12 protein-coding genes are annotated in these 14,346 nt (G+C 37.9%); all 12 read left to right on the top strand.

The features are described from left to right. Window positions 1–196 precede the first annotated feature (196 nt). The gene (uvrB, locus tag CKV70_RS12590) at window positions 197–2,173 is read left to right on the top strand and encodes an excinuclease ABC subunit UvrB (RefSeq protein ID WP_003722621.1); all 1,977 of its coding nucleotides are present in this window, start codon (window positions 197–199) and stop codon (window positions 2,171–2,173) included. A 7-nt stretch (window positions 2,174–2,180) separates the two neighbouring features. Next, entirely contained in the window at window positions 2,181–5,051 is a 2,871-nt protein-coding gene (gene uvrA / locus CKV70_RS12585) for an excinuclease ABC subunit UvrA (RefSeq protein WP_003722620.1), read from the top strand. A gap of 208 nt (window positions 5,052–5,259) precedes the next feature. Continuing rightward, on the top strand, window positions 5,260–6,522 hold the full coding sequence (locus CKV70_RS12580; RefSeq protein WP_014601139.1) for a DUF4097 family beta strand repeat-containing protein: 1,263 nt from the start codon (window positions 5,260–5,262) through the stop codon (window positions 6,520–6,522). A gap of 67 nt (window positions 6,523–6,589) precedes the next feature. After that, window positions 6,590–7,801 (top strand): DUF4097 family beta strand repeat-containing protein, encoded by a 1,212-nt coding sequence (locus CKV70_RS12575; RefSeq protein ID WP_003722618.1) that lies wholly within the window; start codon window positions 6,590–6,592, stop codon window positions 7,799–7,801. Between the two features lie 23 nt (window positions 7,802–7,824). Next, window positions 7,825–8,025, top strand: a complete 201-nt coding sequence (locus tag CKV70_RS12570; protein WP_003722617.1) for a PspC domain-containing protein — start codon at window positions 7,825–7,827, stop codon at window positions 8,023–8,025. 8 nt (window positions 8,026–8,033) lie between these two features. Beyond that, a complete protein-coding gene (locus CKV70_RS12565) occupies window positions 8,034–8,387 on the top strand; it encodes a phage holin family protein (RefSeq protein WP_003722616.1) in 354 nt (117 codons plus the stop codon). A gap of 186 nt (window positions 8,388–8,573) precedes the next feature. Next, on the top strand, window positions 8,574–9,512 hold the full coding sequence (gene hprK / locus CKV70_RS12560; RefSeq protein ID WP_003722615.1) for an HPr(Ser) kinase/phosphatase: 939 nt from the start codon (window positions 8,574–8,576) through the stop codon (window positions 9,510–9,512). 85 nt (window positions 9,513–9,597) lie between these two features. Further along, window positions 9,598–10,431 carry a prolipoprotein diacylglyceryl transferase gene (gene lgt / locus CKV70_RS12555; RefSeq protein ID WP_003722614.1) on the top strand — a complete coding sequence of 278 codons (834 nt, stop codon included), beginning with the start codon at window positions 9,598–9,600 and terminating at the stop codon, window positions 10,429–10,431. Between the two features lie 43 nt (window positions 10,432–10,474). Beyond that, entirely contained in the window at window positions 10,475–11,128 is a 654-nt protein-coding gene (ppaX, locus tag CKV70_RS12550) for a pyrophosphatase PpaX (RefSeq protein WP_003722613.1), read from the top strand. A gap of 3 nt (window positions 11,129–11,131) precedes the next feature. Further along, a complete protein-coding gene (locus CKV70_RS12545; protein WP_003722612.1) occupies window positions 11,132–11,629 on the top strand; it encodes an acyltransferase in 498 nt (165 codons plus the stop codon). Window positions 11,630–11,714: 85 nt separating this feature from the next. Further along, on the top strand, window positions 11,715–13,190 hold the full coding sequence (locus CKV70_RS12540; protein ID WP_003732497.1) for a tetratricopeptide repeat protein: 1,476 nt from the start codon (window positions 11,715–11,717) through the stop codon (window positions 13,188–13,190). 78 nt (window positions 13,191–13,268) lie between these two features. Beyond that, window positions 13,269–14,228 carry a thioredoxin-disulfide reductase gene (trxB, locus tag CKV70_RS12535; RefSeq protein WP_003722610.1) on the top strand — a complete coding sequence of 320 codons (960 nt, stop codon included), beginning with the start codon at window positions 13,269–13,271 and terminating at the stop codon, window positions 14,226–14,228. Window positions 14,229–14,346 lie beyond the last annotated feature (118 nt).

Here is a 14,346-nt window from a genome sequence, read left to right as displayed (position 1 = left end):
AATCAACAGGTTGCGTTTTTTATTTTTCAACAAATGCGAAAATATGTTCGGTTTTTGCTAGGCTAATTAAAATATTTATGATAAAATAGAAACATTAACGGATCTGAAAAATCCGCTTTTTGCTTTGCTAGACCTTTTACAAACAAAGCTTTTCAGATACCAGAATCGGACAGATACAGAATAGGGGGAATCCGAGTTGAAGGATAAATTTGAGTTAGTTTCTAAGTATAGCCCACAAGGAGACCAACCTAGAGCGATAGAACAATTAGTTGCGGGATTAAAAAAAGGCTTGAAACACCAAACTTTACTTGGTGCAACCGGTACAGGGAAAACTTTTACCGTATCCAATGTGATTCAAGAAGTAAATAAGCCGACACTTGTCATGGCTCACAATAAGACGTTAGCGGGACAGCTGTATAGCGAGTTTAAAGAGTTTTTCCCAAATAACGCTGTAGAATATTTTGTCAGTTACTATGATTACTATCAACCAGAAGCCTATGTTCCGCAAAGTGACACATATATCGAAAAAGATGCAAGTATCAATGATGAAATCGATAAGCTTCGTCACTCTGCTACTGCTGCGCTTTTTGAACGTCGCGATGTAATTATCATTGCGAGTGTATCGTGTATCTATGGCTTAGGTTCGCCGATTGAATATGGAGAGATGCTCGTTTCGCTTCGTGTTGGCATGGAAATTAGCCGTGATCAGCTACTGCGCAAATTAGTAGATATTCAATATGATCGAAATGATATAGATTTTCAACGTGGACGCTTCCGTGTTCGCGGTGATGTTGTCGAAATTTTCCCAGCTTCAAGAGATGAACACTGTATGCGGATTGAATTTTTCGGTGATGAAATTGAACGAATTAGAGAAGTAGATGCACTTACTGGTGAAATTATAGGAGAAAGAGAACATGTTTCCATTTTCCCGGCATCTCACTTTGTCACCAGACCTGATATTATGAAAAAAGCAATTGTTAATATAAAAGCTGAACTCGAAGACCGTCTTAAAGTTTTACGTGCAGATAATAAATTGCTAGAAGCTCAGCGCCTTGAACAGCGAACGAATTATGATTTGGAAATGATGGAAGAAATGGGCTATTGCTCTGGTATTGAGAACTATTCTAGACATTTATCCCTTCGTCCAGCGGGAGTTACACCATACACGTTACTCGATTACTTCCCAGATGATTTCCAAATGGTAATTGATGAGTCACACGTTACGATGCCGCAAATTCGTGGTATGTTTAACGGGGACCAAGCCAGAAAACAAATGCTAGTTGATCATGGCTTTAGATTGCCTAGCGCTCTAGATAATAGGCCGCTTCGTTTAGAAGAATTTGAGAAGCATATCAATCAAATTATGTTTATATCCGCTACACCAGGCCCTTACGAATTAGAAAAAAATCCAGATGTCATTGAACAAATCATTCGACCAACTGGCTTGCTAGACCCAATCGTAGAAATCCGTCCGATTCAAGGACAAATTGATGACTTAATGGATGAGATTAACGATCGCGTCGAGAAAAACGAACGTGTTTTAATCACCACCTTAACGAAAAAAATGTCCGAGGATTTAACCAACTATCTCAAAGAAGCTGGTGTTAAAGTACAGTATCTCCACTCGGAAGTGAAGACGCTCGAGCGAATCGAAATCATTCGTGACCTTCGACTTGGTGTGTATGATGTTATCGTTGGAATTAACTTACTTCGTGAAGGAATCGATTTACCTGAAGTATCTCTTGTCGCTATTTTAGATGCGGACAAAGAAGGATTCCTTCGTTCCGAGCGTTCCTTAATTCAAACAATGGGTCGAGCTGCTCGTAATGAAAACGGTCGAGTAATCATGTATGCTGATAAAATGACCGATTCGATGCGCAATTCTATTGGCGAAACAGAACGCCGTCGTAAAATCCAAATTGAATATAATGAAAAACACGGCATTACGCCAAAAACAATCAAAAAAGAAATTCGTGGTATCATCGCAGCGACTTCTGCCGCAGATGAAAGAGAAGCAGTGAAGCAACATGATTTAAGCAAAATGTCTAAGAAAGAACGCGATGTATTCATTGAAGGTATGGAACATGAAATGAAAGAAGCAGCTAAAGCACTTGATTTCGAACGTGCTGCTGAACTTCGCGATGCTTTACTGGAAATAAAAGCGGAAGGATGAAGCGAAATTGGATAAAGAGAAAATAGTAATTCAGGGTGCAAGAGCCCATAACTTAAAAAACATTGATGTAGAGATTCCTAGAGACAAATTAGTAGTTATGACTGGGCTTTCAGGTTCAGGTAAATCTTCGCTTGCTTTTGATACGATTTATGCAGAAGGACAAAGACGTTATGTAGAGTCTTTGTCCGCATATGCACGCCAATTTTTAGGGCAAATGGATAAACCAGATGTGGATTTAATTGAAGGATTAAGCCCTGCCATTTCGATTGATCAAAAAACAACAAGCCGTAATCCACGTTCCACTGTTGGGACAGTTACAGAAATCCATGACTATTTGCGCTTACTTTATGCTCGTGTTGGGCATCCAGTTTGTCCAAATCACGGTATTGAAATCACTTCTCAAACAATCGAACAAATGGTAGATCGTGTTCTAGAATACCCAGAAAAAACACGTATTCAAATAATGGCTCCAATCGTTTCTGGTAAAAAAGGGACACATAAGAAAACTATTGAGGAAATCAAAAAAGAAGGATATGTTCGAATTCGTGTTGACGGAGAAATTTATGATATCAATGACGAAATTGAAATTGAGAAAAATAAAAAGCATTCTATTGAAATCATTATTGATCGCATTGTGATTAAAGAGGGCATCAATACTCGTCTGTATGATTCCATTGAAGCTGCTCTTCGTTTAGCTGATGGTTATGCGGTTGTTGATATAGTGGGGGATAAAGAATTATTATTTAGTGAACACTATGCGTGTCCTTATTGTGGTTTTTCCGTTGGTGAATTAGAACCAAGAATGTTCTCTTTCAACAGCCCATTTGGCGCTTGCCCCACATGTGATGGACTTGGGACTAAACTTGAAGTCGATGTCGACACGGTTATTCCTGATAGAAGTCTGTCTCTAAATGAAGGGGCTATTATTCCTTGGCGCCCAATTAGTTCACAGTACTACCCGCAAATGCTAGCTTCTGCCTGTAAAGAATTTGGAATAGATATGGATACACCTCTTGAGAAGCTATCTAAAGAAGAATTAGATATTATTTTAAATGGATCAAAAGATAAAGAATTCTACTTCGAATACAAAAATGATTTCGGTATGACACGCGAAACGTGGATTCCGTTTGAAGGGATACTTCCAAATATCGAACGTCGCTATCGTGAAACAAATTCCGATTTCACACGCGATCAAATGGCGCAATATATGACTGATTTACCATGTCCATCTTGTAAAGGCTATCGTCTAAAAGAAGAAACACTTTCCGTTAAAGTAAACGACCATCATATTGGGCAAATCAGTGAGTTTTCTATTAATGAAGCACTTGCTTTCTTCGATGGCTTAGAACTATCTGAAAAAGAAACACAAATTGCAGCGCCAATTTTCAAAGAAGTTCGTGCTAGACTAGGCTTCTTAAAAAATGTTGGGCTCGACTACCTAACAATGAGCCGTGCAGCTGGGACGCTTTCTGGTGGCGAAGCGCAACGAATTCGACTTGCTACACAAATCGGTTCCAGACTTACTGGTGTACTTTATATTTTAGATGAACCTTCCATCGGTCTTCATCAACGAGATAATGATCGTTTAATCAGCACACTCCAAAGTATGCGTGACATTGGAAACACGCTTATTGTCGTTGAGCATGACGAAGATACGATGATGGCCGCAGATTATCTTATTGATATTGGTCCAGGTGCAGGAGAACACGGCGGACGAATTGTTGCAGCCGGAACACCAGAAGAAGTTGCCAATAATAAAAATTCCATCACTGGTGACTATCTTTCAGGTAAAAAATTTATTCCAGTCCCTGCTAAACGTAGAAAAGGTAACGGACTAGAATTAGAAATTATTGGTGCTAAAGCAAATAATCTCAAAAACGTAAATGCAAAAATTCCACTAGCTACTTTTTCCTGTGTAACTGGAGTTTCAGGTTCAGGTAAAAGTTCGTTAGTGAATGAAGTACTACGAAAAGCGTTAGCGAGAAAACTAAATAGAAACCACGCAAAACCAGGTGAACACAAAGAAATAAAAGGCATCGAAAACCTAGAAAAAATTATCAATATTGACCAATCACCAATCGGAAGAACACCGAGATCGAATCCAGCTACTTATACAGGAGCTTTCGATGATATTCGTGACCTTTTCGCAAGTACTAATGAAGCCAAAGTTCGTGGTTATAAAAAAGGTCGCTTTAGTTTTAACGTAAAAGGTGGCCGTTGCGAGGCGTGTAAAGGCGACGGAATCATCAAAATTGAAATGCATTTCTTGCCTGATGTATATGTACCCTGTGAAGTTTGTCATGGAAAACGATACAATGGTGAGACGTTAGATATTCGTTATAAAGGCAAAAATATTGCTGAAGTATTAGAAATGACTGTAGAGGAAGGACTAGAATATTTCACCAACCAACCAAGAATTGCGCGTAAACTTCAAACAATTGTAGATGTTGGTCTTGGCTATATTCGACTTGGACAACCTGCAACTACGCTTTCAGGTGGTGAAGCGCAGCGCGTCAAACTAGCTTCGGAACTTCATAAACGTAGTAACGGAAAATCTTTCTATATTCTGGATGAACCAACTACCGGACTCCACGCAGATGATATTGGTCGTTTACTCAAAGTATTACAAAGACTTGTAGAAGAGAATGGCGATACAGTACTTGTTATTGAGCATAATCTTGACGTTATCAAACAAGCTGATTACTTGATTGATTTAGGTCCAGAAGGTGGCGATGGTGGCGGTCAAATTATTGCAACCGGCACACCTGAAAAAATCGCTCGCTCAAAAAAATCTTATACAGGTAAATACTTGAAACCAATTTTAGAACGCGATAAAGAACGCACGGAAGAACGAATTGCAACAGCTAAGAAAAAATAATCAAAATCCCGCTTATTCAAAATATAAGCGGGATTTTTCGTGATTCTTAAGACCAAACCACCCAAAGTCCAAACAAATAATCATCCTCTGGTTGTATGACAGAAATTATATTTTCCTTCATAATAGAGTCATAGATAAAACAGATATGTCACTTGCATGTGAAAGCAAGCCTAAAATAGTTTAGCCTAAATTATAGGAGGAAATGAAAATGGAAAATGAACGTAAACGTATTCTCGAATTAGTAAAACAAGGTATTATATCCACTGAAGAAGCCCTTACTCTACTTGAAAATATTTCCAAAAAAGAAGGTAAAACAGCAGCAAAAGAAAATATTCGTCGATCTGCAGCTCCGAGAGAAGAAGAACAAATCGAAGAAGAAACAAAAGAAGAACCATCATATGATTACAGTAAAGGTTGGAACAATCAAGGAAATCCTTATACACCTCCAAAAAGTCGTAAAAGACGCCCAGAACCGACTCCAGAAAATCATGAAAGAGATGAAGAAGAAGGCGGCGAAAATTCTTCTAAAGATCGTGAAGACTCCATGCGCAATATGGTTAATGATTTATCCCAAGCTGGTGAAAAAATCGGTACTTTCCTAAATAGTGCATTTAAACAAGTGAAAGATATGCCATTTCCGTTCTTAACTTCAACGAAAATCGAACGTGATTTCATTTATCATGACACAACACTTTCTATTTTAGAATTCGAAATTGCTAATGGTAATATTGAATTTAAACCATCCGATTCGAACGATATCAAAGTTCACGCGATGATTAAACTATTCAAAGAATATCCAGAAGATGAAGCACTTAAAATCTTCTTTGATAAAACGACTTTACGTGTAGATGAAGAAACTTTACGTTTTGAGTCTAAATCAAAACAAATCGTTACAAACTTAACTGTATACTTGCCTCGTCGTGAGTACGATTATGTTTCTGTTAAAATGCTTAATGGTAACTTCCACATGGATGAATTATCCGGTCGTGATTTATTTGTGAAAACCACCAATGGTAATATCAGTATTGGTACTTTAAATGCTACTTTAGCAGAAATCGAGTCAATTAATGGTAACGTCCGTATTCAAAATGGTGAAATTCGTGATGTTGCCCTGAAAACATTCAACGGTAACGTGGCAGTAAAAGGTAATTACTATTCCACTAACTTACAAACTAAAAATGGTAATGTAAATTATCAACTAACTGGAAATGAAGCTACTTTCTTAAAAGCAAAAACTGGTGCAGGGAATATCGACGTAGTTGTACCAGCAACAATTGGAGTAGATGGACGTTTCCACACAAACTTAGGTAAATTACTTTTAGATTTGAAAGATGCAGAAATTCTTGAATCTAAAACAGAGTCTGTAAGTAAATCGATTACTTTCACTAAACTACCGAATGCAGCTGATTCTTCCTTGAAAATCGAAGCAGAAGCAACAACTGGTTCTGTAAAAATTCGCGATGTAAAATAATTAAACGAAATCTAGCGCCGTGCAAGCGCGCTAGATTTTACATAGATATAAGAAAGGAAGAGCTAACATGGAAAAAAAATTAAGAAGATCAAGAGTGGACCGGAAAGTCGGCGGTGTGTTTGGTGGACTAGCTGAGTTTCTAGGGATAGATGCCACACTTCTGCGACTTATTTATATTATCATCACCATTATTACGATGAAAACCGGTATTGCGATTATCGCTTATATAGTAGCCTTGTTTGTGATTCCTTCTTCTGATACAAGTAATGAAGAAGTGCTTGAACGGCATCGTCGCCGTGTGGAAGAAAAAAGAAATCGCCACGCAGGACGTAATCAAGCTAGACAGGAAGTGCGAGAAGCAATGAGAAATAGTCATCATCATAGAAGACAAAGACCAGAAAATGCCGAACCGATTCATCACGGCGCAAGGAAGAAAGAAGCACGCCCTCGCCCAGTACGAGAATTCAATTTTGATAATGCGACTTTCCGTTCCTTTACTATTAGAGTGGCGACCGGGGACGTTATCATCCGTTCTTGGGACAAAGAACAAATGAAAATCCGCGCAGTACTGGCTGTACATGAAAAAGCGCGTTCTATTCGTCAATTAAGTGAGGAAAAACTATGGGATTACTTCTTTAGTCAAACGATGCTTGATATTTCTCCGGACAATTTCACTTTCGAATCAAAAAACGAACTTTTAAAAACCGATTTAGTTATCACTATTCCAAAACGTTTATATGAGCAAGTGAAAATTCAGCTCTTAAACGGTAATTTGAAATATGACGATACGGCTGCTGAAGATGCTATTATTAAGACACGTCACGGTGATATTCGTTCATCAGGAGCTAGTGGTAAATTTTTGAGTACAGAGTCAGCGGATGGAGAAATCTTCTTCAAACGCAGCACAGTAGAGAATGTAGACATGTCTACTGCTAAAGGAGATATTGCGCTTCAAGGTAGCTTTCTTACAACGATTGCTAAAGCAGCACAAGGTGACGTTGAGTATATACTTGAAAATGATACTTCCTCGGCCGCAGATTTAGAGGCACCAAATGGTGATATTCGAATTCAAATTCCGCCAACATGGAATGTTGATGGAACACTTGGAACTAAAAAAGAAAAAATCTATTTTGACTTAAAAAATGCAAAAATTTGGGACGATGCAGATAGAACTTTTGTTTTCACTCAAAATGCAGAAGAAATAAGCATGGCGACACTTCAAGCAAAAGTAGGAAATGGAATTATCAAGGTTTCTGAACTCGAAACAAAAAACGTTTAATAAAATGAAAGGAAGGGAAAACAATGAAAAAGTTATATAAATCTTCATCACAAAAAATGATTGCCGGTGTCTGTGGTGGACTTGCTGAGTACTTTGGAATTGAAGTAACCATCATCCGTTTACTTTGGGCTGGAGCAGTTCTATTCTTCGGTACTGGAATTTTACTTTATATCATAGCTGCTATCATTATTCCGAAAGCAACACCTGAATCAGAATGGGAGTGAACTAAAACATGCGTTGGATTATAGGCGTAATAATTAACTCGGTACTTTTCGTAGCTTTATCAGGATTCTTTACAAGTTTTCATGTAGATGGGTTCACGACAGCGCTACTAGCGAGTTTTATATTAGCAATTCTAAATATGCTAATTAGACCTATTTTACTCCTTTTAACATTACCAATTAATATTTTCACACTTGGACTTTTCACCTTTGTTGTCAATGCGATTATGCTTGAGATGACCACCTTCTTTATTGGAGATTCTTTCCAAATTGATGGTTTTGGAACAGCGTTAATTCTCGCAGCAATTATGGCATTCGCAAACATGATTATTAATTCCGTTTTATGGGGTAACAAAGAAAATTAAACATTCCAGCTACATTTCAAGGCTAAAATAAGTCTTTCAAATGTAGCTGGTTTTGCTATGTAGAGCCATTTGAGAAGAAAGAGGTAGCTTGATTCCTTCTAAAGTGCTAAAATGAGAAGGAGCTTTCTAAATAATATTTTGTAGCGAACAGTAATGGACTTTTATAATTCATTTGGAGGTACTTGCATGACAAAATCGGTTACGGTAAAGGATTTAAAGGAACGACTTAATTTAGAGCTAATTTGTTCGGAAACGGGACTTGAACGGCCAATTTCAACAAGTGACTTATCTCGGCCAGGGCTGGAACTTACAGGGTTTTTCTCTTATTATCCAGAAGATCGTGTGCAACTTTTTGGCATGACTGAAATATCGTTTTCTGAAGGAATGGAACCCGAAGAACGTCTTAAAAGATATAAACAAATGTGTACGAAGCGGACTCCTGCTTTTGTGATTTCTAGAAATTTAGAAGTACCGAAAGAATTAGTAGCAGCAGCGAAAGAAGCCGATATTCCGGTATTACGTTCACGACTTAAAACGACACGTTTATCTGTTTATATTACGAATTACTTAGAAAGCAGACTTGCGCCAGTTATTTCAATGCATGGTGTTTTAGTGGATATATATGGTTTAGGTGTGTTGATTACAGGAAGCAGTGGTGTTGGTAAAAGTGAAACAGCACTGGAGCTTGTAAAACGCGGGCATAGACTTGTAGCAGATGATAATGTGGAAATTCGCCAAGAGGATGAAATGACGTTGATTGGTTCTTCTCCGGCGATTATCGAACATTTACTCGAGATTCGTGGGCTTGGGATTATTAATGTAATGACTTTATTTGGAGCAGGAGCTGTCCGTTCTAGTAAAAAGATTACTATCGTTGTGCACCTTGAAAATTGGGATCCTGATAAGCATTATGATCGTGTCGGATTAGACCAAGAAAAGACAAAAATCTTTGATATGGATATTCCAAAAATTACGGTTCCTGTTCGACCAGGACGAAATTTATCTGTTATTATTGAGGTAGCGGCAATGAATTTCCGATTAAAAAATATGGGATACAATGCGGCAGAGCAATTTACACAAGACCTGAATAATTTAATAGGTCATAATAGCAGTATGAACGATTAAATAAATAGTGAAAGCATCTCCGCGGCCAAACTTTACAAAAATGCTTGTTTGGATGCGGAGTTGTCTTTTTGAAAGTAGGGGAATTATGGGTAATGGTGTTCAGCCACTTGATCCGGTGGCGATACAAATTGGTAGTATATCTGTGAAATGGTACGGAGTTATTATTGCTTCGGCTGTTGTCATCGCGTTACTTCTTGCTTTAAGTGAAGCAAACAAGCGCAAAATGGATAAAGAAATTATTGTGGATTTGCTGATTTGGGCAATTCCAATTTCAATTATTAGTGCTCGAATTTACTATGTTATTTTTGAGTGGGATTTCTATAAGAATAATTTAGGCGAAATAGTGAAAATATGGCACGGAGGTATTGCTATTTATGGTGCGCTAATTGGTGCAGTTTTAACGGCAATTATTTTCTCCCGGATTAAGAAAATTTCGTTCTGGCAACTTGCGGATGTCGTTGCGCCAAGTTTGATTATTGCGCAGGCAATCGGGCGTTGGGGAAACTTCATGAACCAAGAAGCTCATGGTGCAGAAACAACGCGTTCTTTTCTGGAGAGCCTTCATTTACCAGACTTTATTATCAACCAGATGTACATAGATGGTGCTTATTATCAGCCGACTTTCTTATATGAGAGTTTGTGGAATGTACTTGGATTTGTTATTCTATTAATTATTCGTCGTACAAAAATTCGCCGTGGGGAGTTATTTCTTGGCTATGTAATTTGGTATTCATTTGGGAGATTCTTTATTGAAGGAATGCGGACAGATAGCTTAATGTGGGGTGACTTTAGAGTTTCGCAAGCGCTATCTTTACTTCTTATTGTTCTGTCTATTGGCATCATTATCTATCGTCGTTTGAAAATGAATCCGCCATATTATATGGAAGATAAATTTGGTAAAGTAGTTAAAAAGAAATAAAAAAGTTGGAGATTTTCGAGTTTGATTAAGAAAGGAAGAAATTATGACTGGGAAAATTACTACATTGTTGTTTGACTTAGATGGTACGCTTATAAATACGAATGAATTGATTATTAAAACATTTCAAGTGACGTTACAAGAGTTTTTGCCGGACCGCGTTTTTACTAGAGAGGATATTTTACCGTTTATCGGGCCTTCTTTAATGGAGACTTTCCGGGAAATAAATCCAGCGCATGCAGATGAGATGCGCGCTTTTTACCGAGAATACAATTTGAAGCATCATGATGATTTAATTTTAGAATATGATGGAGTTTATGAAGCGATTCGTGCTTTATATGAAGAAGATTATAAACTTGGTATTGTATCAACGAAAATGTATGATACGATTATGCGAGGTCTTAAGGTGACTGGCTTGGATAAATTTTTCCAAGTGGTGATTGGATTAGATCAAGTGTCTAATGCTAAACCAGATCCTGAAGGTATTGAGATGGCTCTTTCTTTATTAAATGCGACAAAAGAAGAAGCGATTATGATTGGCGATAATTATCATGATATTGAAGCTGGGAAAAATGCGGAAACCCTAACCGCGGGTGTAGCCTGGGCAATTAAAGGGCCAGAACATTTGGCTCAGTTCCAGCCAGATTTCATGTTAGAAAAAATGAGCGATTTACTCGCAATTGTTAGGGACGAGGAATAAATTTTGAGGCGGCTGGATAGGTTTAATGCACCCGATGATACAGTCAACACCCTTTTTCAAGTGTATAAAACGATTTCTTTTTGGAAGGTTTTGAAGAATACGCTAGTAATAGAATTTGGTCGTTTTTTTCCATGGATGGGCGGTAAACGTAAAATTTATCGTGTCTGTCTTGGAATGGAAATTGGCGAGAAGACTGCCATTGCCTATAAAGTTATGCCGGATTTGTTTTTTCCGGAAAAGATTTTGATTGGCGAAAACTCAATTATTGGGTATCACACAACTATCTTGACGCATGAATATTTACTTTCGGAGTATCGTGTTGGGGAAGTTGTGATTGGTCGGGATGTGATGGTTGGCGCGAATGTCACCATTCTCCCGGGCACAGTAATTGGAGACGGAGCGGTGATTGCTGCTGGGGCGGTTGTCTCGGTGGATGTCCCGGCTGGTAGTTTTGCTTATGGAAATCCATTAATAATAAAAGAAAAAGCTACTCTGACGTAAAAGTTAAAGTAGCTTTTTTTGTCGCCCAAAGTCATAAATTCTATGTTATACTCAGTAGGATAAAGGTATGTTGGAGGTGGAAAAAATGGAAAAAGACAAAAAAACACCCGCAAAAATCTATCCATTTTATCCAAATGGTCAGTTTTATTTTGAACGCGGTGTGGAAGCGTTTCGTGATCAAAGAATTAAAGAAGCAATCAGGTATTTAGTGCGGGCATCCGAACTGGAACCAGGAGAAGCTGTTATTCTTTGTCAGCTGGCGATATGTTATACAGAAATAGGTCAATTCCATAAATCGAATCAGCTACTTAGAGAAGTTTTAGAACAGCGTAATGGGAACATGGAATACTGTTATTATTTTATTGCTAATAATTTTGCGTATATGAAAGATTATCGGAGAGCATTACAATATGCTAATCGTTATTTGGATAGTTCAACTGATGGTGAATATACCGAGGAAGCTAAAGATTTAATTGAAGTTTTATTAGAAGAAACGCCTTTTGGTGAGACAATTGAAAATGGCTTTTCTAAATTAGAACAAGAATTCTATTCTTATAAAAAAGAAATTAACCGTTATTTAGCAGAAGAAGATAGTGCATCTGCTTGCGATATTTTAAGAAAAGTCATTGATGAAAAACCGAATTTTTGGCCTGCTTATAATCAACTCGCTTCGCTTTATTTTGAGCAACTGAAAGAAGAAGAGGGAGTCAGAGTTTTAAGTGATTTATTATCGAGAAATCCGGGGAATCTCTTGGGTATTTGTGATTTATTTATTTATCACTTTTATAAAGGGAACCGTAAAGAGGCTGATGAGCTTTATCTTGAACTTCGGGATGTCCTACCGGTTCTAGCGCATCATAAAGAGAAGCTTGGTCTGATTCATGCGATGATGGGTGAATACGAGGAAGCGGATGATTTGCTTGAACAAGTGGCCGACTTGGAAGTGACTGAGCGTAGTAAATATTATTATTTCCGTGCGAAATCTTCCTACTATTTAGGTGATGTTGAAGGGGCCAAAATGTTTTGGCATTCTTTTTTAGAGTGTGATTTGTATGAGGATGTTAGGTTTCCGTGGGAGCAAGAGCCCGATTTAACGAATGACACGCGACTTGTGCTTGAGATGCTTCAAGAGGAAGACGATTTGACTCATATGCTAGGTGTTTATGCATTGACTATTTCTGGAAATCGTCCGGAGTTAGTATTATTCCATCCATTACTTGATATGAGCGATTGGTCTTACATGGAGCATTTAATGTTTACTAATTTTGATTATTTTCCGGATGGGGCTATTGAACAAAATGGTTATCTGATTGCAAAAGCGATGATTATTTTAAAAGAAAATGGTATTTTGTTAAATGAAGAATATATGGCCTTATATAAGCAGATGTTTTCGTTAGTTTTAATAGATGCTGGGAAAGATTTAATACTTGGTCGTTATACGATAGAAACTGTGGCTAGTGCAATTGCTAAGCTGTTTTTACCTCATTTGAAGCTTCAATTAGTAGAAGAATTTGAATGTAGTAAATGTGCGCGAGATATTGAGCGAGTCCTGAGCAGATAAATAGACCTTTTTGCTATTCCGTATTAGGATTAATTTAGGCTAACTATTGTATACACATAAACGAGGAGGGCAAAAAGAATGGCTAGTGAAGAAAAAATTTATGATGTGATTATTATTGGGGCGGGGCCTGCTGGAATGACAGCAGCTTTATATACTTCCCGTGCAGATTTAGATACGTTAATGATTGAACGCGGTGTACCCGGTGGACAAATGGTTAACACAGCTGAGGTAGAAAATTACCCAGGATTTGATAGCATTTTAGGACCAGATTTGTCCGACAAGATGCTTAGTGGTGCGAAACAATTTGGAGCTGAGTATGCTTATGGTGATATTAAAGAAGTTGTTGACGGTAAAGAATTTAAAACAGTAACAGCTGGGTCGAAAACCTACAAGGCTCGGGCAATTATTATTGCGACTGGAGCTGAACACCGTAAACTTGGCGCGGCTGGTGAAGAAGAACTTAGTGGACGTGGTGTTTCTTACTGCGCAGTCTGTGACGGAGCATTCTTCAAAAATCGCGAATTAATTGTGGTTGGCGGCGGAGACTCTGCAGTGGAAGAAGGAACCTACTTGACTCGTTATGCAGATAAAGTAACCATTGTACACCGTCGTGATAAATTGCGAGCACAACAAATTTTACAAGATCGTGCTTTTAAAGATGAAAAAGTTGATTTCATTTGGAATAGTACAGTAGAAGAAATTGTTGGAGATGGTAAAAAAGTAACAGGAGCAAAACTTGTTTCTACTGTGGATGGCTCCGAATCGATTATGCCAGTAGATGGCGTTTTCATCTATGTTGGACTTGTTCCACTTACGAAAGCATTCTTAAATTTAGGTATTACAGATGATGAAGGATACATCGTAACGGACGAAGAAATGCGTACAAATCTTCCTGGTATTTTTGCAGCAGGTGATGTTCGTGCGAAAAGCTTACGCCAAATTGTAACAGCTACAGGCGACGGCGGACTTGCTGGACAAAATGCTCAAAAATATGTAGAAGAATTAAAAGAGTCGCTAGAAGCTGAGGCGGCTAAATAATAGTAAAGAAAACTCGAATGGGTCTGAGATTATTTATCTTAGACCCATTTTTGCGTGACTATATAGACCAGAGTAGTGTAAAATGAAATACAAAGACAAGCGTTAGGAGAGATAAGTA

The organism is Listeria monocytogenes (assembly GCF_900187225.1).
In the GTDB taxonomy this organism is placed as follows: Bacteria; Bacillota; Bacilli; order Lactobacillales; family Listeriaceae; genus Listeria; species Listeria monocytogenes.
Note: the sequence above shows the minus strand (reverse complement) of the source record. Positions and strands in the feature narration are given on the sequence as shown.

Bases quoted from the DNA above. Each gene is read 5' to 3' on its own strand.
- CKV70_RS12575 (WP_003722618.1), top strand. From the start codon at position 6,590: ATGGAAAAAAAATTAAGAAGATCAAGAGTGGACCGGAAAGTCGGCGGT.
- lgt (WP_003722614.1), top strand. From the start codon at position 9,598: ATGGGTAATGGTGTTCAGCCACTTGATCCGGTGGCGATACAAATTGGT.
- CKV70_RS12565 (WP_003722616.1), top strand. From the start codon at position 8,034: ATGCGTTGGATTATAGGCGTAATAATTAACTCGGTACTTTTCGTAGCT.
- CKV70_RS12580 (WP_014601139.1), top strand. From the start codon at position 5,260: ATGGAAAATGAACGTAAACGTATTCTCGAATTAGTAAAACAAGGTATT.
- CKV70_RS12540 (WP_003732497.1), top strand. From the start codon at position 11,715: ATGGAAAAAGACAAAAAAACACCCGCAAAAATCTATCCATTTTATCCA.
- hprK (WP_003722615.1), top strand. From the start codon at position 8,574: ATGACAAAATCGGTTACGGTAAAGGATTTAAAGGAACGACTTAATTTA.
- ppaX (WP_003722613.1), top strand. From the start codon at position 10,475: ATGACTGGGAAAATTACTACATTGTTGTTTGACTTAGATGGTACGCTT.
- CKV70_RS12570 (WP_003722617.1), top strand. From the start codon at position 7,825: ATGAAAAAGTTATATAAATCTTCATCACAAAAAATGATTGCCGGTGTC.
- trxB (WP_003722610.1), top strand. From the start codon at position 13,269: ATGGCTAGTGAAGAAAAAATTTATGATGTGATTATTATTGGGGCGGGG.